Below are 22602 nucleotides of genomic sequence, written 5' to 3'. Positions count from 1 at the left end.
AGCTCGGTTTTTTTAGGTCTTTAATTTTTTGAATTCTGATAAATGAGCTTACCTTCTTTATAAGTCGCCACCACTTTGATCTTTTTAATCTCACGGCTTGGAATAGTCAGCGGATTCCGATCCAGAATTACCAGATCTGCCAGTTTGCCTTGAACTAAAGTTCCCTTCTGTTGATCTTCAAAATATTGATAGGCAGCCCAGTCCGTCATCGACTTCAATGCCAGATAAGGACTTACCCGTTCATTTGCGCCCAAGACATAATCACTACGGGTGGTACGATTCACAGTCGCATCAAGCATCATCATGCTACTTGGCGGTACCACAGGCGCATCATGATGTTCGGTAAAGATCAGATGTTTCTTTAATGCTGTTGCTGTAGGAGAAATACGTGCTGCACGCTGCTCACCCAGTGTCTGTTGACGATGCCAGTCACCCCAATAAAAAGTATGCAGCGAGAAGAAGGAAGGAATAATATCCAGCGCTTTAAGTTGATCCAGTTGATCATCACGAATCGTTTGTGAATGAATCAGCACACTTCGACGATCTGCTTGACCCTGCTTTTGGGTCGCGTCTTTTACCGCAGCAATAAACTGATCAATTGCCGCATCGCCATTGGCATGTGCAAGCACTTGCCAGCCTTGTTTGAAGGCTAAATTGATATAATTCTTCACCTCTTGATCATTGCTGATCGCCGCATAGCCTTTGTAGGTTTTATCCTTGCCTTCAGGCGGCACCAGATACGGTTGTGTCAGCCAGGCGGTCTTGCCCTGAGGTGAACCATCCAGACTGATTTTAACCCCACCAATACGAAAATGGTGATCATACTGACGACTGCTACCGTATTTGAGCATATAGTCCTTGCTGGTGGTAATATCTGGATAAGACACCATATCAATCGGCAACTGATTTTGCTGGCCCAAGCTCCGCCACATCTCAGTCGTGCCCTGATCTGCCCGACCTTCCTGTACCGTAGTGAAGCCATTTTTCACGTAAGCATCAATGCCTTTCTGTGCAATCTGGAACATGACAGCGGGCGGTACATCTTTAAAAATCGAACCGATTGCAGTAAAAAGTGCCGACTCCTCAAGGACACCATTCGGTACGTTGGAATTGGCTTCACGGCGAATCACGCCACCCGCAGGATTCGGCGTATTCTGATCAATTTTTAGCAATTCGAGTGCTTTATGATTCACAGAAGCCAGATGTCCAGATTGATGCAAAATCATCACAGGCTGATCTGTTGAGACGCGATCAAGATCGGTTGCGGTGGGGTGTCTTTTTTCATTGAGTTGTGCATCATCATAGCCATTGCCCAATATCCAGCCGCCCATGGTCTGAATCACTTCTGGGTGCTGCTTTTTCCATGTATTCAGCACATTGACCAATGAATGAATATCCGAGACCTGCCCATCTGGTTGCGGATATAGATTGGCGACCATCTGGTGAAAACCCACCATATTCACATGGCTATGGGCATCGATAAAACTTGGCAGCAAGATTTTGTTTTTGAGATCGATGACTTGAACGGTTTTATCAGCCAGTTGTTCCGCCTGCTGTTTACTGCCCACAAAACGGATGATGCCATTCTTGACCAGCAAGGCCTCGGCATATTCTGGCGTATCACCACTCATGGTTAAAATGGGGCCGCCATAAAACAGTTTTTCGCTGGAACTGACGGGGATGGATGAAGTTGCACAGCCTGATAGAACAATTGAAAAGGAAGTGACCCATGCAAATTGATGCAGATGGTTACGGTTCATATTTTTAAACCCATATTTTTATTATGCCTTTTCTGATTAAAACTGATTCTGGCCCGAATAGAAAGCATTCACTGATTATTTTTGTAATGTTTGTTCAATTTTTTAAGGACTATGGCACAGAATCTGATCTTATCCTAAAGACTAAAATAATTTAGCCAATTTATTCGATACCTTGATTGCAGCATCGTCAATGTAACGGCTATAAAACTGCGCCAAAACGATACTCACCACCATCGTAAACAGGCTCGCCAGCAATCCTGCATTGAAATAAGAGAACGCCAGCTGCACATGCAAAAGATTGAAGAATGGAATACCCAAGGCATAAAGTATTGCCAAGTGAATCAGATAAATTGAAAAAGACACTTTACCCAGAAACACCAAGACACGTCGATCAAAAAACTGGGCCAGCCATTTGCCTTTTAACACAGCATACACAACCAGAAAGCCACCAAGAAAATTCAGATAATCGTAAGTTTGTTCGCCCAGAAATGACGTAAAAAACTGATAACTCGAGCTGCTATTATGTGCTCCACAAAAATAGAGACCGAACAAGAACAAGAGTATAGAAACAGCCGTCCCTAGCTCTGCCGCATACAGAAATAGCCCCATTCCCAATATAAAACTGAGAATGCCAAGTAATACGGTCTGCGAAATCATATAAGCCGCAGCAACGCTCAACAGCAAAAAGAGAGCAGATAAAATGGGCAATTTACTATATAGATAACTTGCCAGATAAATCACCAATGAGCCAAGCAATTCAATTTGCATGGTCCACAAAACCCAGTTATAGCTTGAATCTCCAAACAGAAATGCACCAATACTTCCCTCATAGAGGGCCGTCTTGAGTTGAGGATGAGGATTGGCCAAAGCAGCCCCCCATTCTGAAACATGCGAGACATCAACGGGCACAAAACATACCAGATAGGCCACAATACAAGAGACAAACGCGGGAATGGCCAAACGCGGATAGCGTTTAATCAATGATTTTTTCAGCTGTGTGGCGGTATTTTGTTTTTTAAAACTGGATAGGGTTAGGACAAAACCACTTAAAACGAAGAAGACAAAAACTGCGCCCGTGCCCGAATAAAAGAAGGCCAATGGAGAATGATGTAATTGTGCAAAAACCTCATATTGAGGCACGCTACTCCAGCCAAAATTATGCATTTGGGGAAAGAAAGTTAACGATAAATGTGACAACACAACGGCGAGACATGCCAAGCCTCGGATACTTTCCGCTGCATTAATTTTGTTTGTGGTCATGGTGGAGCTTTATCATCCTTGATAAGCGGGGATGATGCGACCTTTTATCCAGAGTGTCTAGTGGTCACTTACAAAAATATCATGCTCGATACCAAGTCATGACATGACTCAGACTTTCTGATACGCCGTACCATCTTTTGATATTAACGATTTAAATAATCTCTTAAATAATGCGCGGTATAAGACTCCTTATTTTCTAATAACTGGCTCACTGGCCCTGCAAACATCAGTTCTCCGCCCTGTTCACCCGCCAATGGTCCAATATCAACAATCCAGTCTGCCTGTGTCATGATTTCCAGATTATGCTCAATCACAATGACGGTATTTCCCTGATCAACGATGGTATTGAGTAGCTGGATCAGTTTAACCGTATCAGACGGATGCAATCCTGAGCTCGGCTCATCCAGCACGAAAATATTATTGGTCTGATCAAGCTCACGGCTGAGTTTCAGACGTTGTCGTTCTCCCCCAGAAAAGCTATTCAGGCGTTGACCAATGGCAATATAGTCCAGACCTAAATCAATCAGGGTCTTGAATTGTTGCTTCAATTTAGGCACTTCAAAAAAATCATAAGCCTCTGCGACCGTCATTTTTAAAGCATCGGCAATATTCTTATCTTTATAAAGATAGTTGAGTACCTGTTCTGCATAGCCTGAACCATGACAGACCTCACAGACCATTTCGACATCATCCAGAAAGGCCAACTCAATTTTCTCAATACCTGAACCTTTACACTGCGGACACGCCCCTTCACTGTTAAAACTAAACAGTTTCGCGCTGACCTTATTCTGTTGCGCATATAACTGGCGAATGCTGTCCAGTAAGTCCAAATAAGTGAGTAGATTTGATCGGATCGTTGCGGTAATGGCAGATTGATCAATAATTTTTACTTCGGGATATTGCTGCGGTAAGACTTTACTCATCAGCGTACTTTTACCTGAGCCAGCAACACCTGTTACCACGGTCAGACAATTCTTGGGAATATCGACACTAATATTCTTCAGGTTAAAGAGCCGCGCATTTTTTATGGTGATTTTTTCCAGACTGCTTCGTGCCACCTGTTTATATTGATTGGGGCGCTGGAAAAACTGCCCTGTTAAACCAGAGGAGCTTTTAAGATCAGCAAAACTACCCTGATAAATGACTTCGCCGCCCTTTTGTCCAGATAAAGGCCCCATATCAATCACATGATCCGCAATCCTGATCAGGTCTGGATCATGTTCCACCAACAGCACACTATTGCCTTTATCCTTAATTTTTTGAATGATCTGGATGATATTTTCCAGGTCTTTAGGGTGAAGTCCAATGCTGGGCTCATCGAAAATATAAAGCAGATCGACCAGACTATTACCCAAATGTTTGACCATTTTTATGCGTTGCGACTCCCCACCCGATAAGGTGTTGCTCACGCGATCCAGTGTCAGATAACTGAGTCCAACCAGATTCAAATAATGAAGTTTATTACGAATTTCATGTAATACCGTCTCCAGCTTTTCATTCTCGATCGATTCGATAAAGCTCAGCAATTTAGCCACCGACAATGCAGTACAGTCGGAGATATTTTTACCTTGAATCTTGCAGCTCAGCGAAGTCTGATTCAGACGCTGCCCCTGACAAAGACTACATTTTTCGACAGTAATAATCTTGTCCAGAATATTGCGATAACGGTTGCGCTCTTGTGCTTCACCTTTTAAGAAATTTCGCTCAAAACGTGGAATCAGGCCTTCATATAAAGCAGTTTTTCTCCAGTCTTTACGAGGATGACGCGGTTTATGCTGCGCTGCATTTAAGAAAAGCTCCCACTCTTCCGCATCATAATCCTTTAGCTTTTTATCTAGATCAAAATAGCCCGAGTCGGCATAACGGGTCCAACGCCAAGCATGCGGTTGATAGGTCGGAAAGTCGATTGGCCCTTCATTTAGAGATTTCTCTAGATCCAGAATTTTATAGATATCAATAGTCTGTTCCAGACCAATCCCGTCACATTGTGGGCACATGCCATTGGGGTGATTAAATGAAAAAACATGAGAGTACCCGACAAAAGGCTCACCCATGCGTGAAAACAACAACCTTAAATTGGCATATATATCGGTAATGGTCGCGATAGTTGAGCGGATATTTCCAGTCAAAGGCTTCTGATTGATGATTACGGGAACATTCAGATTTTCAATTTTATCGACATCCGCCACACCAAAATGCTGTAAACGGTTACGCACAAAACTATCCTGTGTTTCATTGATTTGTCGTTGCGCTTCGGCACCAATCGTTTCAAATACCAGTGAAGATTTACCTGAACCTGAAACGCCCGTGAATACAACGATTTTATTTTTGGGAATTTTCAATGAAATATTTTTAAGATTATTTTGTCGCGCGCCGTAAATATTTATTGTTCTACTGCTCATCTGCCGTCTCGCTGTTCTCTTTAAAACCACGATAAGCCAAAAAAAATGTGAGAGATGTATCTGTTTTTATAAATAAATGAAATTGATGTAATTGAGTGCTGGATATTCAAAGCCGTGAATATCCAGCGCTATAGAAGCAAATGTGATTTATTGTTGCTGATCTTGCTGCCAACGACGCTGTTGTAAACGCTCCCCTTCGACTTCACGTTTATTCAGGGCTCGCTCATAGAGCTTGGTACCGCGCAATTCAGGTGGCAAATATTCCTGTAATACAAAATGTTCAGGATAATTATGCGGGTAGAGATAATCGACACCATAACCTTGCTGTTTCATCAACTTGGTGGGGGCATTGCGCAGATGTAAAGGAACAGGCAAGTTCGCGGTTTTTTCTGCCAGTTCCAAGGCACGATTTATCGCCAGATAAGTACTGTTACTTTTCGGACTGGTCGCTAAATACACTGCGCATTGACCCAAAATAATCCGTGCTTCTGGCATACCCACCGCCTGCACTGAACGGAAACATTCACCCGCCAGCAATAAGGCATTTGGGTTAGAGTTACCAATATCTTCCGATGCAGCAATCAACATACGACGTGCGATAAAGACTGGATCTTCACCACCTTTCAGCATACGTGCCATCCAGTACAATGTTGCATCTGGATCACTACCACGAATGGATTTGATAAATGCCGAAACCAGATCGTAATGCTGCTCACCCGATTTGTCGTAACGCGCAATATTTTGCTGCGCAACTTTAACGACAATCGCATTGGTGACCATATTTTCAACATCAGGCTCAAAGGTACTGGCGATCAGATCAATCAGATTCAGCGCCTTGCGTGCATCACCTGCTGCAAATTGAATCAATGCATCATATTCTTCGATATGAATAAAACGTTCTTTTAAAAACTTATCCGTTTGAATCGCTTTATTCAGTAAGGTTTGAATGGCATCTGCATCCAGGCTGTTCAGGGTATACACCTGACAGCGAGACAGCAACGCACTGTTCACCTCGAAAGACGGATTCTCCGTGGTTGCGCCGATCAAGGTGATTTTGCCTTTCTCAACGGCATTGAGTAAGGCATCTTGCTGCGACTTATTGAAGCGATGTATTTCGTCAATAAATACCACAGGCGTCAATAGATCACCGCTTTCAGCAATCACTTCACGAAGCTCTTTCACGCCCGTATTCAGTGCTGACAAACTCACAAAAGGACGATCAACCGCTTGGGCCAGTAATAATGCGATCGTGGTTTTTCCTACCCCTGGCGGTCCCCAGAAGATAATCGAAGGCAAATGCCCTTGATCAATCATTTGACGTAAGGGCGCATTTTCGCCCAGTAAATGATCTTGTCCGATAATTTCTGACAAATCACGAGGACGTAAACGTTCAGGTAAAGGAATATGCGTATCTGACATCATCAATGGCTTTATGCTGTTTTATCCTAGTCTATTGTGTCTGACACAAATCTACAATTTGAATCTGCACTCACTGCGTCATTCTATCGCGCACTGTTTTGCTGAATCAGTTGCTGTATCACGTTGTAGCTGGCTTTAATCCGTTCTTCATTGGGGAAATTGGTATTGGCCAACATCACGATCCCAATCTTTTGTTGCGGGATAAAAGCAGCATAAGCACCAAAACCATTGGTCGCGCCGGTTTTATTAAAGAAGGTCGCTGCTGGAGCAATTTTTGGCTGCGCGATTGGCGTTACCGCATGGCTGCTGGAGTTGCCCTGTAATAGCGTTTCCAATTTCGTTGGATAAGCATATTGCTCCCAACCTAAACCCTGTGTCATTGCGCCTACTTTAAAATAACCCACATGCGTATTTTCAATGCCTTTACGCAGTGGTTGTTTCAACTGCTGCGGATTGATTTGTGCATCCAGAAATTTCAGCATGTCAGCGCTACTACTTTTCACACCATAGGCTTCAGCATCAAACATCCCAGGCGATACCCGCATGGCCTGATCCGCTTTATAGCCCCATGCATAGTTTGGCATCTGCTGCTCAGGGACTTGAATAAAACTTTGTTTGAGACCTAACTGAGGAAAAAGTGTTTTTTCTAACAATTCGGTATAAGGCTTTTTCATTGCCAATGCAGTGACATAGCCCATCAAGCCAATACTTGGGTTGGAATATTGACGCGCAGCGCCGATGGTGGTCTTCGGCTGCCATGCCTGAAAATACTTGACCATCTCCTGTTGCTGAACCACCTCATCAGGGAACTGCAACGGAAAACCGCCCGCAGTATAAGTGCCCAGATTCAACAAGGTGGCACGATTCACAGCACTGTTTTTAAGTTCAGGGAAATATTTGGCAGGATGGTCAGACAAGGAGATTCGTCCTTGTGCTTGTGCATAGCCTGCTAAAGTTGCATTAAAGGTCTTACTCACCGAGCCAAGTTCAAATAAGGTATTGTTGCGAATCGGCTGTTGGCTCTGTTTTGAAGCCATCCCATAATTCACAAAATAATGTTGTCCATTTAAAGTGATCCCCACCGCCATTCCCGGGATTTTGTATTGTTGTAAAAGCGGTTTAAATTGCTGGTCAACAATAGCTTTTACTTGCTGCTCGCTGAGCTGTTGTGCCCAAAGGGGTGCACTGCAAGACAGAAGTCCTGCAAGTACACATAATTGTTTCGCAAGTATAGAGAACCGTTTTGAGTTTGGCATGGATGATTTCACTTTAAGTTAATAATTAAGAGGCAGTTAGTTTGAGTAATTTGGCTTGCGGACCATCCTCAATGACCCAGATCGAACCATCTTGAGCCTGATGTAAACCACGAATCCGCTGTTTCATATCCAGTCTCTGAATCTCTTTCACAGGTTGCGATTTTAAATCCACCACCACAATGGCTTTGGAAGATAAGCCACCGATGAGCGCTTTATGTTGCCATAAAGGGAACTGCTGACCTGAATAAATGATCATGCTGGAAGGCGAAATTACAGGGGTCCAGTCGATTTCAGGCGCTTTAAACTCGGGACGGGTGCTGTGATCTGGGATCGGTAAACCTGAATAATGATCACCATTGGATACTTTCGGATAACCGTAGTTGGCACCTTTCAGGATCAGATTCAGTTCATCACCGCCTTTAGGCCCCATTTCGACCACCCAGAGCTGCCCTTTCTCATCAAATGCCATGCCGAGTGGATTACGATGACCCAGTGACCAGATTTCAGCAGTGACGCCACCTTGCTGCTGAAATGGATTGCCATCCACAGGGGTGCCATCATCGTTCAAGCGCAACACTTTGCCGAGATTACTTTTTAAATCCTGAGCTGGATCAAACTTCTGGCGCTCTCCTGAACTCACCCATAACTTTCCATCTGCACCAAACAGCATTCGATGTCCGTAATGTCCCTGACCAGAGACCTTCAGCACTTGCTGCCAGATGGTTTTTAAATCGGTCAGTTTGGGTTTCTCTGGGTTGGATAAATCCAGCTTGGCACGTGAAATCACCGCGCCGTATCCACCATTTCCTTTGCTGGCATAACTTAAATAGAGCCAATGGTTATTCTGAAAATCGGGATGTAAAACCACATCGCCAAGTCCGCCCTGCCCACCATAACTTACCGAAGGAACACCTGAGACATTCAGGCTAGTCTTGGTTTGAGGATCAAATAATTTTAATTGTCCTTTACGTTCTGTAATCAACAAACGCTGATCAGGCAGACTGGTCACCGCCCAAGGCTCATCAAATGAAGCCACCGTCTCGCTACGATAGGTCTGCTTAGCCGTATTGGTTGAGTTTTGCTGCTCAGCATTTTGATCAGGGGTTTTAGAATTGGTATTGTTCGGACCACAGGCCAACAAAAATAAAAAACTGCTACAAACCAAAGGTGTTATCAATAATTTCTTCATTGCTTATCTCCCTCTTTATAAGACTCATCTTACGGAGATATGCCAGTCAAAATACTGTAAAAATGTTGTTTTATGCAAAGCATGTTTTAAACATTTAGTGAAATTTTCAGTTAGCGGACCCAGCGCACGATATAGTCTTCGATCTGCTCTTCATCAATCTCGCTTTCAGAGATGCAACGTCCTGCGGCAGATTTCTTGGCTCGGATCACGCTCTGACGAGAACCGGTATTTAAATAATGCCATGAGGGTAAATTCTTGCCTTCACTCAAACGACGATAGGCACAGCTCGGCGGTAACCATGAGATTGTTGTGAGCTGCTCTAATGTGAGCTGGATGCAATCTGGTACTTGCTGCTGACGGTTAGGATAATCTGAACAACGCGCTGTTTTACAGTCCAGCAATTTGCATGACACTTTGGTATAGGCAACTTCGGCAGTCTCCTCATCTTCCAGTTTTACTAGACAACACAAACCGCAGCCATCACACAATGCTTCCCACTCAGCCTCATTGAGCTGATCAAGCGAATATTGTTTCCAGAAGTTAGGACGCAGTTCGAGGGACATACCAGTTGTTTCTATTTCAAACGAGTGTTTGATTATAGCATTGCTGTCCTATGTCTTGCTTTTCAATCTCATTTCTAGCTTAACATTTCTTTAAGTATTAAACATTTGAACCACAGAAACACCACATTTTGTTCAAAAAACCCACGCTATATTAGATTCATAACGAAAAATTAGGAGGACACGACATGTTCCGTTGGGCCATTATTTTTGCTGTAATCGCACTCATTGCCAGTTTATTAGGTTTTGGTGGGGTTGCTGGTTTATCCAAAGATTTCGCTGTGATCTTACTGGTTGTCGCCGTGATCTTAGCCATCGTTGGTTTCATATCCAGAGGTAAAGTCTAAGGATTTAACCCGACTTAATAAAAAAGAAGAATCTCCGTATTCTTCTTTTTTTATGCCTGTGTAAGACCAAGACGCTAGCATTTGTTGTTTGACGATATCTTCAATTTTCTTTTTTTATGCTTTAATCAATGCATTCTAAAAATACAGATCAGGATTATAGAATGAGCTTTACAGTCAATACTCGTGAAATTGAATACACTGCACCAGATGGTCAACGCCTGATTGGTTATTTCGCAACACCTGTCACTGATCAACCCGTTGCTGGGGTGATTGTTGCACCTGAATGGTGGGGCCGTAATGAATATACCGAACAACGCGCGCGTGAGCTGGCAGAACATGGTTTTGCCGCGCTAGCAATTGATATGTATGGTGATAAGAAAGTTACAACGGCTGTACCTCAAGCTTCAGCATGGATGAATCAGACCTTTGAACAGCCAGAGACCATTGTTGATCGTGCTCAGGCAGGTCTCTCAACCTTGGCTGCTCAACCAGAAGTCAATGCTGAAAAACTGGCGGCAATTGGTTTCTGTTATGGCGGAAAAGTAGTGCTGGATTTAGCGCGCTCAGGTGCACAGATCGAAGCTGTTGCAACCTTCCATGCGGTTTTAAGTCCAAAAGCGCCTGCTGAAAAAGGCAAGGTCAAGGCTGAGATTTTAGTTCTGCATGGCGAGCTAGATAGCATGGTAACTTTGGATGATGTTGCGAGCTTCCGTCAGGAAATGCATGATGCTGAAGTCGACCACGAGGTTATTATTTTTGAAGATGCCAAGCATGGTTTTAGTAACCCGCTTGCTGATGAACGTGCCAAAGCCAACAATGTTGACTTAGGTTATAACGCAGAAGCAGAGCGCCAAGGGCTTGAAGCAATGTATGAGCTGTTAGATAAACATTTGAAGTAATCAGTAAATGATTTTTCAAAACCTAAATCCCCGTCAACATCATCTTGATATTTAAGCTCGTGCAAAGGCGGCATCCATGCCGCCTACCCAAAAAACAAATAACGACTGAAATTTAATAAAAGTTTGAAATACTTTGCTATCTATACACTGTTTATGTTTCAACAGAATTTTAACAGCTCAGAAAGACCTATTTCCGCTATACTACTGCCCTGCTTTTTATTGACCTGATTCATGTCTGATTTCTCATTTTCTGATGCACTACTTCGCTGGTACGACCAACACGGTCGCCACGATTTACCTTGGCAAATCGCCGATGATCCTTACAAGGTCTGGGTCTCAGAAATCATGCTGCAACAGACCCAAGTCAAAACTGTACTGCAATATTTCGATCGTTTTATCGAACGCTTTCCAACCGTGGAAAGTCTGGGACAAGCCAGTTGGGACGATGTCGCCCCCTATTGGGCAGGACTTGGTTACTACGCCCGTGCCCGTAACCTGCATAAAGCTGCGGGGATGGTCAGTCAAAAAGGTAAATTTCCAGAAACACTAGAAGAGTGGATAGAACTCCCAGGCATTGGTCGTTCAACTGCGGGAGCATTGATGTCATTGGGCTTACGCCAATACGGCGTGATTATGGACGGCAACGTAAAACGCGTTTTGGCCCGTTTTCTTGCCATCGAAGATGACCTATCCAAACCACAGCACGAACGGGCGCTCTGGCAAATCGCAGAAGAGCTTTGTCCGCACCAACGTAACCATGATTACACACAGGCAATTATGGATTTAGGCGCGACCGTGTGTACCCCGAAAAAACCACTGTGTTTATATTGCCCAATGCAACAGCATTGTCAGGCCTACCACCAAGGTGTGGAACAGCAACTTCCATTTAAAAAAGCCAAGAAACCCGTTCCGGTCAAAACAGCCAATGTGTTACTGATCCAGTCTGGTGATGAATGGTTGTGGCAACAACGTGAAGCCCACGGTCTGTGGGGCGGATTGTACTGCCTCCCTATCATTGAACAAGCAACCGAATTACAACAGATTGAGCAGCACTTTAAACTGCAAGCTCAAGTATCATCTTTGCAGATTAGCCATAGCTTCACCCACTTTACCTGGCTGCTGAATGAACAGCTGTTCCACGTGGAACACGATCAAAAAGAACAGCTCAGTATTGAACTCAACGGCGTATGGCTGAGTCCAGAAACAGCAATTGCCAAAGGTATTCCCACGGCTATGAAAAAACTGATTACAGCAAAGAAAAAAGCTTAAGTGACCTCACTGCTGTAGATCAAAATATAAGGAGTTTTTGTGCGTCATCCAATTTCTTATACGCTGCTTGGTGTGTTCATTATTTTACTTTCAGCTTGTGCCACAGCGCCGAAAAAACCAGCACCTTTGCCCAATGCACAGGTTAATAAGCTGAAAAGCATGCGCTTGGATAGCCGCTTGCCAGTTCCAGTAAAAGGCGTCAGCCGCAATGAATTACGAGATACTTGGGGCGCTGCACGCAGTCAAGGACGTAGCCATGAAGGCATTGATATCATGGCAGAGCGCGGTACGAAAGTGTATAGTGCGACCGAGGGCTTAGTTGCTGATTTACGTAATAATAATTTAGGTGGAAAGGTGATCTGGATCATTGGTCCAGCAGGTTCGTGGCATTATTATGCTCATCTTAACGGACATAAGCGTGGTCTCAATGTCGGGGACTATGTTCGCAAAGGCGACCTGATCGGTTATGTGGGCAATACGGGCAATGCGCGTTATACCTCTCCACATTTACATTACGGAATTTATTTAAATGGCAAAGGGCGTGGTGCAGTCAATCCATACCCATATTTACGTTAGGAATCTACAATGTCTGAAGCATTGATTGAACGGCTGGTTGTATTTGCAGAGTCGGGCAACCAGCAAAAAATCATCCTGAATGGCACCAGCTATCAAGGCTGGATCATGGAAATTACTGAAGATGCCTTGCTCATCAGTACAGGTTTTGCCGATAAATCAGGGAAAGACTTTTGGCTTAAATTTGCTGATTTAAACAATGCAGAACTGTATTATTGGGATACTCGCCCAAATGAATGGGTGGCATTCAAACTTTAATCATCATGTACACATAACAATAAGGAGCATCAAATATGTCAACTCAACGCTGTGGCTGGTGCTCCGATGATCCGCTCTATATGGCCTACCATGATCAGGAATGGGGCAAGCCACAACATGATGAAGCACATTTATTTGAAATGCTCTGTCTTGAAGGTCAGCAAGCAGGACTTTCTTGGATCACGGTTCTGAAAAAACGTGAACACTACCGCACCCACTTCTTCGACCATCCCATCACAAAAATTGCTGCACTGACAGATGAACAACTGGAACTCAAGCTCAGTGATGCAGGTTTAATTCGTCACATTGGTAAACTGAAAGCAATTAGAGACAATGCGCTGGCTTGGCTTAAACTCAAAGATGAAGTCACAGATATACCTGCTTGGCTATGGGGTTTTGTGGATCATCAAACCGCAAATAATGATGTAGTGAATTATCGCGAAGCCCCTGCCCAAACAGAAATAAGCCAGAAATTATCTAAAACACTCAAAAAGCGTGGTTTTAAGTTTGTAGGCCCGACCACCTGTTATGCTTTTATGCAAGCCGTTGGCATGGTCAATGACCACGAAAATCATTGTCATTTTAAATAATCAAAAATCATCGCTTTTCCTTCTATAGGAGTTCCTTGAATGAGCAATAACCAGATTCGTGCTTATGCAGCAATGCAGGCTGGTGAACAGTTAGTTCCTTATCAATTTGATGCGGGCGAGTTACAGGCGCATCAGGTTGAAGTCAAAGTCGAATATTGTGGCCTGTGCCATTCCGATCTATCTGTCATTAATAATGACTGGCATTCATCCGTCTACCCTGCGGTCGCTGGACATGAAATTATTGGTACCATCGTTGCGCTTGGTTCTGAAGCGAAAGGACTTCAGATCGGTCAACGTGTTGGTATCGGCTGGACGGCTGAAACCTGTCAGGCCTGTGATCCATGTATTGGCGGTAATCAGGTGCTCTGTACGGGTGAAAAGATTTCAACCATTGTCGGGCATGCAGGTGGTTTTGCCGATAAGGTCCGTGCAGGCTGGCAATGGGTGATTCCGCTGCCAGAAGCATTAAATCCAGAGAGTGCAGGCCCGCTACTGTGCGGCGGTATTACTGTATTTGACCCTTTGCTGAAACATAAAATTCAGGCGACCCATCATGTCGGGGTGATTGGAATTGGTGGTCTCGGCCATATGGCGATTAAACTGCTCAAGGCGTGGGGCTGCGAAGTGACCGCATTTAGCTCTAGCCCAGACAAGACCGATGAATTGAAAGCCATGGGTGCAGATCATGTGGTGAATAGTCGTGATGCACAAGCCATCAAGGCACAACGCGGCAAATTTGATTTGTTGCTCAGTACGGTAAATGTGACGCTGAATTGGCAAGCCTACCTCAGCACGCTTGCAGCGAATGGTAGTCTACATTTCTTAGGCGTAACTTTAGAACCAATTCCTGTGTCGGTGGGAACGCTCATGAATGGAGCTAAATCAGTCACCTCCTCTCCAACAGGTTCCCCTTTGGCACTGCGCCAACTTTTACAGTTCGCAGCGCGTAAAAATATTGCCCCACAGATTGAGCTATACCCAATGTCTCAACTCAATGAGGCAATTGAACGACTGCATTCAGGCCAAGCGCGCTATCGTATCGTTCTAAAAGCAGACTTCGACTAATTCAGACTTTTTCGCGTCCAGTCCGCCAATTGCTGTATGGCTTGGCGGATTTCTACAGTTAAGGCATGTCCCGCATTTAAGCGTAAAAAATGCTGATAGCGTCGGTCTTCTCCAAAAACTTCCCCCGGCACGATATTAATGCCCTGCTCTTGCGCCAGATAATAAAGCTCCAAACCTGTAATACTCGCTGGAAGTTGCAGCCATAAGGCATAACCGCCCTGTGACTGACTCAAGGCAATTGGAATCCCCTGAAACACCTCTAAGATAAACGCTCGATACTGCTCCACCTGCTGCATAAGCTGAGGTCTTAAATGATCAAGATGCTCCCGATAACCACGACTATAAATAAAATCAGCCAGTCCCAACTGTAAAGGCGTATTCACCCCCACATTATTCGCCAATAATTTCGGTCTTAAATATTGTAATTGTTGTCCCAAACAGAACCAGCCAACACGATAGGCGGCCGATAAAGATTTAGACACCGATCCACACCAGATTACATAGCCCTCCTGATCCCAATAGCGTATCGGCAAAGGTCGCTCCTTCTGGAAGCTGCATTCCCCATAAATATCATCTTCCAGAATAAAACACTCATACTGCTGAGCCAGCTTGGCGATGTGCTGCTTTTCTTCATTGGTCAGGCAATAGCCCAATGGATTTTGAAAATTGGCAGTCATCAAACATAGCTTGGCACTGCCCTGTTTCATAAAGAATTCCAACCGCTCCAGATCAATGCCACGATGGTCGGCTGGAATTTCGATAATCTTGCGTTTCAGACTGGCCAGCATTTGCAACTGACCATTAAAGGTGGGCGTTGGAATCAGAATGCTATCGCCTTGTTTGGTGATCTGTTGAATCAACAGCGACAACGCGGGCATACAGCCATTGCTGATAAAAATATCGTCCGTCGCAACATAGATACCATCTTCGCGCCAATGATCCGACAAGGCCTGCCGCAACTGTTGGTGTCCCTGTTTATTGCAATATAGAAAATCTTCTGGCTGACAGTGTTTCAGCGCACGTTGCAAGGAACGGCGTAAGCCATCCACAGGAATCAAATGTGGGGATAATTGAATCGCACCCAAAGGCGTTAAATGGTTCTGGATCGAAGCGGTTTGAATCTGATTTTGCAGGTCTAAATTTGAAACTTGCCGAATCATCGATTCAAAACGTGGGCTATCAGGTACAGGACTTTGATATTGCCTTGAACTGACGAAATAACCCGATTTGGCTTTGACATAAATCAATCCTTTGGCTTCCAATAATTCATAGCATTGCTGTGCCGTACTCAGGCTAACACTTTGCAGACGAGCAAATTCCCTTAAAGAACTGAGCTTCTGCTGAGGTTGTAATTCATGCTGATAAATCTTATGCGCCAGTTGTTCTGCTAAACGTTGATATTGGAAAGTCATCTCTGTACTGCTTTTTTATAAATTTCTGTATCTGTATTGGTTTATACAACACCGTTAAGCTATAAAAATCAACAGCCAAAGGATAACATCATGAAAAATAAAATCTTATTTATACTCAGTACAATTCTATTTACGGGCTGCGACTTCTCGGCTCAGGCCAGCTATCCACAACAACAGGTTTGTAAATCTCTCTCAGAAGGTTACTTACGTATGCAAAATCAAACCACCTATGAGTTATGGAGAATGGAAAAGCGCGATGCTCCAGAGCAGACCCGTATCATCAAAATGACTTATAAAAAGCCAAATGAAAATGGTGTGATGCTGCCAAGTCAGTATTTACCGACCATGGAACTGGAATGCCGCTTACAACAACAGCATATTGTGGTGTCAGTCATTCAGGCCACTGGTGCGTTAGTACCCGTCCTGAATGTACAGCTGCAAAATGATGCTATTGGCAAACCGAAAAGCCCTGACTTAATTGCTCAGTCAAAAATTCAATAAATAAACGGACACGTTTCGGCAAATGCTCTTGCTGATAATACACCGCATGGATGCGTTGATAAGAATGTTCGATCTGGTCTTCAAACAGTGCGACCAAATGCCCTTCATTCAAGTCTTTCCAGATCTCAAACTCTGACAGACGAGCAATACCTTGCCCACGCAGGCACAATTGACGAACAGTTTCTCCACTTGATGCCTTGATTTTAGGTTGCGCCTGAAAATATTCCCCTTCAATTTTCAGAGGCCATTTATTGATATAGGCTGGTCGGGTAAAGCCAACAACATCATGTTCAAGTAAATCTTTCGGCTTTTGAGGAATGCCTTTACGGCTTAAATAATCGGGACTGGCAACGATATAAATACGACTCTTACACACCAGTTTGGCATGCAGACTGGAATCATGCAGTTCCCCAAAGCGGAAGGCAACATCGGTTTTATGTTCCAGTAAATCAATCACCAGATCATTACTGTTCAACTCAATTTCAATATTGGGATAGCAGCGTCGGAATTTATGGACCAGTGGCGTAATCACATGCAAAATAAAAGGCGTCGCAGAGTCAATCCGAATGAGTCCAGAGGTGTCCTGATCGGATTTTTGCAGTGCTTCTTCCGCCGCATTAAGATCGCTCAGAATCTTGCGGGCATGATTAAGAAATTGCTGCCCTTCTTGCGTCAGTTTTAATTTGCGGGTGGTGCGTTCTAACAGCGTCACCTCAAGCTTGGATTCCAGACGGCTCAGTGAACGGCTCAGTCCCGATGCAGTTTGTCCCAGACGTTCAGCAGCAGCGATAAAAGAACCAGTATCGACAATGGTCATAAAGGCTAGAAGTTCTTCTACGGTTGATTTCATCACCGCCTCTCTATTATTGATATTTAGTCAACTGTATTTTGCAAATTCATCTATTTTTTAGCAACAATAATCATCGCAAAATGACAGCCATCAACAAAATCGCTCCTTAGAGCATGAAAAAAATCAGGTGAAAAATATGCGTATCCCTCAATTTGGTTTAGGTACTTTCCGTCTCAAAGATCAAGCCGTGATTGACTCGGTTAAAACAGCGTTAGACGTCGGCTATCGTGCCATCGATACCGCACAGGTTTATGAAAATGAAGCGGCTGTGGGTCAAGCCATTGCTGAAAGTGGTATCGTACGTCAGGACATTTTCCTCACCACAAAAATCTGGGTCGACAATTTTACGGAAGATAAGTTTATTCCAAGCCTAAAAGACAGCTTGCAAAAGTTGCGTACCGATGCAGTAGACCTGACTTTAATTCACTGGCCTGCTCCACAACTGGGTGTCTCAATTCCAACCGTAATGCAACTGCTTCTAGAAGCCAAACAGCAAGGTCTGACTCAGCAAATTGGAATCTCGAATTTTAATATTGCCTTGACCCAACAAGCGATTGACAGTATTGGTGTAGAACACATTGCCACCAACCAGATTGAACTCAGTCCATATTTACAGAACCGCACCTTGGTCAACTTCCTGCGTGAGCAAAATATTGATGTGACCTCTTACATGACTTTGGCTTATGGCAAGGTCTTAAATGATCCCACCCTACTTGAGATCGCTGCACAGCATCAGGCAACCAGCGCACAAGTGGCATTGGCTTGGGCACTACAAAATGGCTTTGCTGTGATTCCTTCATCAACCAAACGTGAAAACCTGATCAGCAACCTAAAAGCACAAGACTTAACTTTAACTGCAGAGGAAATGCAGTTGATTGCCCAACTGGAACGTAATGGTCGAGAAGTGAGTCCAGAACCATTTGCGCCTGAATGGGACAAATAACATGAGCAGCCGCATTAACCTGCCCTTGCTGGCTTTGGCGATTGGTGCCTTTGCCATCGGCACCACCGAGTTCTCACCCATGGGGCTATTGCCCAATATCGCCAATGATCTAGGCGTATCGATCCCCAGTGCGGGTATGCTGATTACGGGTTATGCACTGGGCGTAATGCTGGGTGCACCGATCATGACCTTATGGTTTGGTGGTTTTGCGCGTCGTAATGCATTGATTTTGCTGATGGCAATTTTTACTGTCGGTAATCTGATTGCAGCATTTGCACCGAACTATATGAGCTTAATGGGCGCTCGACTAATTACCAGCCTGAACCACGGCGCTTTCTTCGGAATTGGCTCTGTGGTCGCTGCCAGCGTGGTTCCTGCCAATAAACAGGCCAGTGCTGTTGCCACCATGTTCATGGGCCTGACCATTGCCAATATTGGTGGTGTTCCACTGGCAACTTGGGTCGGACAAAATATTGGTTGGAGAATGTCTTTCCTCGCGATTTCAGCCCTAGGTGTCATCACCATGCTGTCACTTTGGAAAGCCCTTCCTGTAGGATCTGTCGGACAAAAACCAAATGTAAAAATGGAGCTGAAAGTCCTGACCCGTTTACCTGTAGTACTGGCGTTGCTGACTACGGTGTTCGGAGCATCAGCGATGTTTACGCTCTATACCTATATCGCACCAAGTCTGGTTGAGTTTACCCATGCCTCACCGACCTTTATCACCATGATGCTGGTCTTGATCGGGATTGGTTTCTCAATCGGTAACCATTTCGGTGGCAAGTTTGCAGACCTGTCTATCAACAAGACTTTGATTGGTTTCTTAGGTTTATTGATCGGATTGATGCTGATTTTCCCAATCCTTGCTCAAACCCAAGTAGGTGCAGCACTTGGTTTGGTGATCTGGGGTGCAGCAGCATTTGCCATCGTACCGCCATTACAAATGCGTGTGATGTCAGTGGCACATGAAGCCTCTGGCCTTGCGTCTTCCGTGAATATTGGTGCCTTTAACTTGGGCAATGCGATTGGTGCCGCAGCGGGTGGCGCAGTATTAAGTCTTGGTCTGAATTACACTGCGGTCTCAATGATCGGTGCTGCGCTGGCAGGCATTGGTTTAATTCTGGTTTTCATTCAAATGAAACTAGCAGCCAAACCAGCCGCTCAGCTACAACAATGCCCACAAGCCTGATGGTAATAAAAAAGCCTGAATTCAATCAGGCTTTTTTATTATTTCAATAAATCTGGCAACTTTGGTTGCGCATAGATCGGGTTGAGTACTTCTTTTTTCATTTTCATGAGCATCTGATACGGTTGCTGTTGCACAAACATATTCACAAAGCTCAATGGAATCGAACCTGCTGGATCGGCATATCCGCTGGTGGTCACTTTTACCCGATTATTCGGTAATTTCTGGAAAGTCCAGTCACCCGCATATTTGCTTAAACGCACCACATCAGGTTGCTCAGGATAATTGTTCTGAATGGCATTGTTTTTAATGCTAATGCTGCCATCCGCATTCTTGGTCATTTTGCCTTTAATCACCACATCGCGGTCTTTTAAAGGAAATGGAAAATCCAGCACCATATACAAGGTAAACTCGCCTTTCTTGTCATCGCGAGATAGCATTTGCGCCTTCCCCACATACGGCACCCATTGTGGCGTACGCTCGACATCGAGTACCACTGCAACGGCACGTTCCAGCGGCACATCATAAATCGTTTCGGCTTTATATTGAATAATTGGATTATTTTCTGTCTGGTAGGTCCAGACCTTAATATTATTACGATGCAAACTCAATTTGGCAGTATCTGATGCAGCAGTCACCGCAAAACTGCTGATACTGAGTAGTGTAGCAAGGACGATATGTTTTTTATTCATGTCATGCTCAATTGTTTTAATGATGGCAAGAGCCTGCTTCACTTCTACTGAAAAGAAAGCTCAACAAGCTCTTTTATAGTACAAAAAAGGAACGTTTTATACTTCAATCTCGTTAAAGCCTAAAACATCTTTCATATCGTATTTACGTGCTTCACGGCCAACTACCCATGCTGCTGCACGAACCGCACCTGAAGCAAAGTTCATACGGTTGGTCGCTTTATGGGTGACTTCAACACGTTCGCCTTCACCAATAAACATCACGGTATGTTCACCCACGATATCGCCACCACGAATGGTTTCAAAGCCAATGGTTTGACGGTCACGCGGGCCGGTATAACCTTCACGTCCATACACCGCAACCTCTTTCAGGTTACGACCTAAAGTATCTGCAATCGCTTCACCCATCATGAATGCAGTACCTGATGGTGCATCGACTTTATGACGATGGTGCGCTTCAATGATTTCGATATCTACGGTATCACCAAATACTTTTGCAGCGAGTTCCAATAATTTAATCGAAACATTGACTCCTACTGAATAATTGGCAGCGTACACCACGGGTGTATGCGTTGCTGTTTCTTCAAGGAATGCCTTTTGTTCATCTGACATACCCGTGGTACCAATCACCATTGCCACACCCGCTTCACGGCAAAGCTTCAAATGCTGTTCAGTGGCAACAGGTGCAGTGAAGTCAATCACTACGTCACAATCCTTCAGTACTTCACTCAAACTTCCCACGATCTTGACGCCGATGTTGCCAATACCTGCAAGTTCCCCTGCATCTGCACCCACCAAACTGCTTTCTGGACGTTCAACTGCGGCTGCAAGCTGGTAGCCTGCCTGTTGTACCGCTTGAATCAAAATGCGTCCCATGCGTCCGCCTGCACCCAAGATCCCAATGCGTGGAGAAGTTGACATAATTTTTCCCAGTCTTTTATTTAAACAATTCAGCTACTATAGCAAAACTCTGTGCTCGCGCTAAAAATTTCCCATAAAAAAACCTGCCGAAGCAGGTTTTTTTATGAATGCCAATTAGTCAAACAGGCGATCAAAGAATGATTTTTTCTTTGGAGACGAAGCATGGCCATCCCCATCAAAAGAAGCTTGTAGCTCTTTCAACAATTCACGTTGGCGACTGTTTAGATTGACAGGCGTTTCGACCACAATACGGCAGAGTAAATCACCGACCATGCTGCTACGTACAGGGCGAACACCCTTACCACGTAGGCGGAAAAGTTTACCTGTTTGTGTGCCTTCAGGAATTTTCAAACTCACGCGCCCTTCTAGGGTCGGAATTTCAATTTCTTTACCTAATGCAGCATCTGCAATGCTGACAGGGACATCCATATATAGATCAGCACCATCACGTTGGAAGATTTCGTGTTCACGTACCACGACTTCAACGTATAGATCACCAGCCTGACCATCACGGATCGCTTCACCTTTACCCGTCAAGCGTACGCGGTCACCATTATCCACACCAGCAGGAATGGTAACTTCAAGTGTTTGCTGACGGTCAGCAACGCCTGAACCATGACAGCTCTTACATGGGTTCTTGATGATTTTGCCTTGACCACGACAGGTGCTACAGGTTTGCTGAACCGAGAAGAAGCCTTGTTGCATACGCACTTGGCCTGCACCATGACAGGTACGGCAGGTTTCGACATCATTCGGATTTTGAGAACCTTTACCATCACAGGTTTCACATGGCGCTGGCGCAGTAAACGTAATGGTCTTTTTCACACCTTTGACTGCTTCTTCGAGCGTCAATTCCATCACATAGCGAAGGTCTGAACCACGGCGCTGACGTTGTTGCTGACGGCCACCGCCACCGAACGCACCACCGAAAATATCGCCGAACTGGCTAAAGATATCCTCTGCACTAAAGCCACCGAAGCCGCCACCTGCCCCACCGAAGCCACCTTCAAAGGCACTATGCCCAGCACGGTCATACATGCTGCGCTTTTCTTCGTCAGAAAGCACTTCATACGCTTCTGCCGCTTCTTTGAACTTTTCTTCAGCTTCTGCGTTGTCAGGGTTACGGTCTGGATGATACTTCATCGCCAACTTACGATAGGCTTTCTTGATCTCATCATCACTTGCGGTTTTCGAAACGCCTAAAACCTCATAATAATCACGTTTAGCCATGGTTGGCGATGCTCCTCACGGAA

Annotated in this window: 22 protein-coding genes; 10 read left to right on the top strand and 12 right to left on the bottom strand. The window is 44.6% G+C overall.

Translation table 11 applies throughout. The annotated features are described in order from the left end of the window. Nucleotides 1-20: 20 nt before the first annotated feature. From PJ15_RS08660 to PJ15_RS08630, 7 genes are all read right to left on the bottom strand, one after another. Nucleotides 21-1760, bottom strand: a complete 1740-nt coding sequence (locus tag PJ15_RS08660; RefSeq protein WP_047429873.1) for an amidohydrolase — start codon at nucleotides 1758-1760, stop codon at nucleotides 21-23. A gap of 141 nt (nucleotides 1761-1901) precedes the next feature. Continuing rightward, entirely contained in the window at nucleotides 1902-3020 is a 1119-nt protein-coding gene (locus PJ15_RS08655; RefSeq protein ID WP_047429871.1) for an acyltransferase family protein, read from the bottom strand. 143 nt (nucleotides 3021-3163) lie between these two features. After that, nucleotides 3164-5422, bottom strand: coding sequence for an ATP-binding cassette domain-containing protein (locus tag PJ15_RS08650; RefSeq protein ID WP_047429868.1), 2259 nt, complete (start codon nucleotides 5420-5422; stop codon nucleotides 3164-3166). Between the two features lie 147 nt (nucleotides 5423-5569). Continuing rightward, entirely contained in the window at nucleotides 5570-6841 is a 1272-nt protein-coding gene (locus PJ15_RS08645) for a replication-associated recombination protein A (protein ID WP_123774000.1), read from the bottom strand. Between the two features lie 83 nt (nucleotides 6842-6924). Next, a complete protein-coding gene (gene ampC / locus PJ15_RS08640; protein ID WP_047429863.1) occupies nucleotides 6925-8097 on the bottom strand; it encodes a class C beta-lactamase in 1173 nt (390 codons plus the stop codon). 25 nt (nucleotides 8098-8122) lie between these two features. Further along, entirely contained in the window at nucleotides 8123-9286 is a 1164-nt protein-coding gene (locus tag PJ15_RS08635; RefSeq protein ID WP_047429858.1) for a PQQ-dependent sugar dehydrogenase, read from the bottom strand. A gap of 110 nt (nucleotides 9287-9396) precedes the next feature. Then, nucleotides 9397-9849 carry a YcgN family cysteine cluster protein gene (locus tag PJ15_RS08630; RefSeq protein WP_004776390.1) on the bottom strand — a complete coding sequence of 151 codons (453 nt, stop codon included), beginning with the start codon at nucleotides 9847-9849 and terminating at the stop codon, nucleotides 9397-9399. Between the two features lie 185 nt (nucleotides 9850-10034). On the opposite strand from PJ15_RS08630, the gene PJ15_RS18360 reads away from it, so the two are divergent. The 7 genes from PJ15_RS18360 (at nucleotide 10035) to ahr (ending at nucleotide 14847) form a co-directional block, all read left to right on the top strand. Further along, nucleotides 10035-10193 carry a DUF1328 domain-containing protein gene (locus tag PJ15_RS18360; protein WP_004776391.1) on the top strand — a complete coding sequence of 53 codons (159 nt, stop codon included), beginning with the start codon at nucleotides 10035-10037 and terminating at the stop codon, nucleotides 10191-10193. 161 nt (nucleotides 10194-10354) lie between these two features. Continuing rightward, entirely contained in the window at nucleotides 10355-11092 is a 738-nt protein-coding gene (locus PJ15_RS08620) for a dienelactone hydrolase family protein (protein WP_047429855.1), read from the top strand. 231 nt (nucleotides 11093-11323) lie between these two features. Continuing rightward, nucleotides 11324-12361 (top strand): A/G-specific adenine glycosylase, encoded by a 1038-nt coding sequence (gene mutY / locus PJ15_RS08615; protein WP_047429852.1) that lies wholly within the window; start codon nucleotides 11324-11326, stop codon nucleotides 12359-12361. Between the two features lie 39 nt (nucleotides 12362-12400). After that, complete coding sequence (locus tag PJ15_RS08610; protein ID WP_004776395.1) at nucleotides 12401-12937, top strand: M23 family metallopeptidase; 537 nt, start codon at nucleotides 12401-12403, stop codon at nucleotides 12935-12937. A 9-nt stretch (nucleotides 12938-12946) separates the two neighbouring features. Continuing rightward, nucleotides 12947-13192, top strand: coding sequence for a hypothetical protein (locus PJ15_RS08605; RefSeq protein WP_047429848.1), 246 nt, complete (start codon nucleotides 12947-12949; stop codon nucleotides 13190-13192). A gap of 35 nt (nucleotides 13193-13227) precedes the next feature. After that, a complete protein-coding gene (locus PJ15_RS08600; protein ID WP_047429845.1) occupies nucleotides 13228-13782 on the top strand; it encodes a DNA-3-methyladenine glycosylase I in 555 nt (184 codons plus the stop codon). Between the two features lie 39 nt (nucleotides 13783-13821). After that, a complete protein-coding gene (gene ahr / locus PJ15_RS08595; RefSeq protein WP_005260296.1) occupies nucleotides 13822-14847 on the top strand; it encodes an NADPH-dependent aldehyde reductase Ahr in 1026 nt (341 codons plus the stop codon). Here ahr and PJ15_RS08590 read toward each other — a convergent pair. Beyond that, a complete protein-coding gene (locus tag PJ15_RS08590) occupies nucleotides 14844-16259 on the bottom strand; it encodes a PLP-dependent aminotransferase family protein (RefSeq protein ID WP_047429843.1) in 1416 nt (471 codons plus the stop codon). The two genes, ahr and PJ15_RS08590, sit on opposite strands and share 4 nt — an antisense overlap. A 90-nt stretch (nucleotides 16260-16349) precedes the next feature. On the opposite strand from PJ15_RS08590, the gene PJ15_RS08585 reads away from it, so the two are divergent. After that, on the top strand, nucleotides 16350-16760 hold the full coding sequence (locus tag PJ15_RS08585) for a hypothetical protein (protein WP_005260297.1): 411 nt from the start codon (nucleotides 16350-16352) through the stop codon (nucleotides 16758-16760). Here the strand turns inward: PJ15_RS08585 and PJ15_RS08580 are convergent. After that, nucleotides 16708-17610, bottom strand: a complete 903-nt coding sequence (locus tag PJ15_RS08580; RefSeq protein WP_004776401.1) for a LysR substrate-binding domain-containing protein — start codon at nucleotides 17608-17610, stop codon at nucleotides 16708-16710. The two genes, PJ15_RS08585 and PJ15_RS08580, sit on opposite strands and share 53 nt — an antisense overlap. 136 nt (nucleotides 17611-17746) lie before the next feature. Here PJ15_RS08580 and dkgB point away from each other — a divergent pair, with 136 nt between their 5' ends. Both dkgB and PJ15_RS08570 read left to right on the top strand, forming a co-directional pair. Continuing rightward, on the top strand, nucleotides 17747-18553 hold the full coding sequence (gene dkgB, locus PJ15_RS08575) for a 2,5-didehydrogluconate reductase DkgB (RefSeq protein ID WP_047429841.1): 807 nt from the start codon (nucleotides 17747-17749) through the stop codon (nucleotides 18551-18553). Nucleotide 18554: 1 nt separating this feature from the next. After that, nucleotides 18555-19742, top strand: coding sequence for an MFS transporter (locus PJ15_RS08570; RefSeq protein WP_047429838.1), 1188 nt, complete (start codon nucleotides 18555-18557; stop codon nucleotides 19740-19742). Between the two features lie 38 nt (nucleotides 19743-19780). Here PJ15_RS08570 and PJ15_RS08565 read toward each other — a convergent pair whose 3' ends face one another. The 3 genes from PJ15_RS08565 to dnaJ all read right to left on the bottom strand — a co-directional run bounded on the left by PJ15_RS08565 (nucleotide 19781) and on the right by dnaJ (nucleotide 22579). Further along, nucleotides 19781-20431 (bottom strand): START domain-containing protein, encoded by a 651-nt coding sequence (locus PJ15_RS08565; protein WP_005260300.1) that lies wholly within the window; start codon nucleotides 20429-20431, stop codon nucleotides 19781-19783. A gap of 96 nt (nucleotides 20432-20527) precedes the next feature. Then, nucleotides 20528-21349 (bottom strand): 4-hydroxy-tetrahydrodipicolinate reductase, encoded by an 822-nt coding sequence (dapB, locus tag PJ15_RS08560; protein ID WP_004776405.1) that lies wholly within the window; start codon nucleotides 21347-21349, stop codon nucleotides 20528-20530. A gap of 114 nt (nucleotides 21350-21463) precedes the next feature. Next, on the bottom strand, nucleotides 21464-22579 hold the full coding sequence (gene dnaJ, locus PJ15_RS08555) for a molecular chaperone DnaJ (protein WP_005260301.1): 1116 nt from the start codon (nucleotides 22577-22579) through the stop codon (nucleotides 21464-21466). Between the last annotated feature and the right edge of the window lie 23 nt (nucleotides 22580-22602).

The sequence above is a fragment of the Acinetobacter sp. neg1 genome (assembly GCF_000788125.1).
Lineage (GTDB): Bacteria > Pseudomonadota > Gammaproteobacteria > Pseudomonadales > Moraxellaceae > Acinetobacter > Acinetobacter vivianii.
Note: the sequence above shows the minus strand (reverse complement) of the source record. Positions and strands in the feature narration are given on the sequence as shown.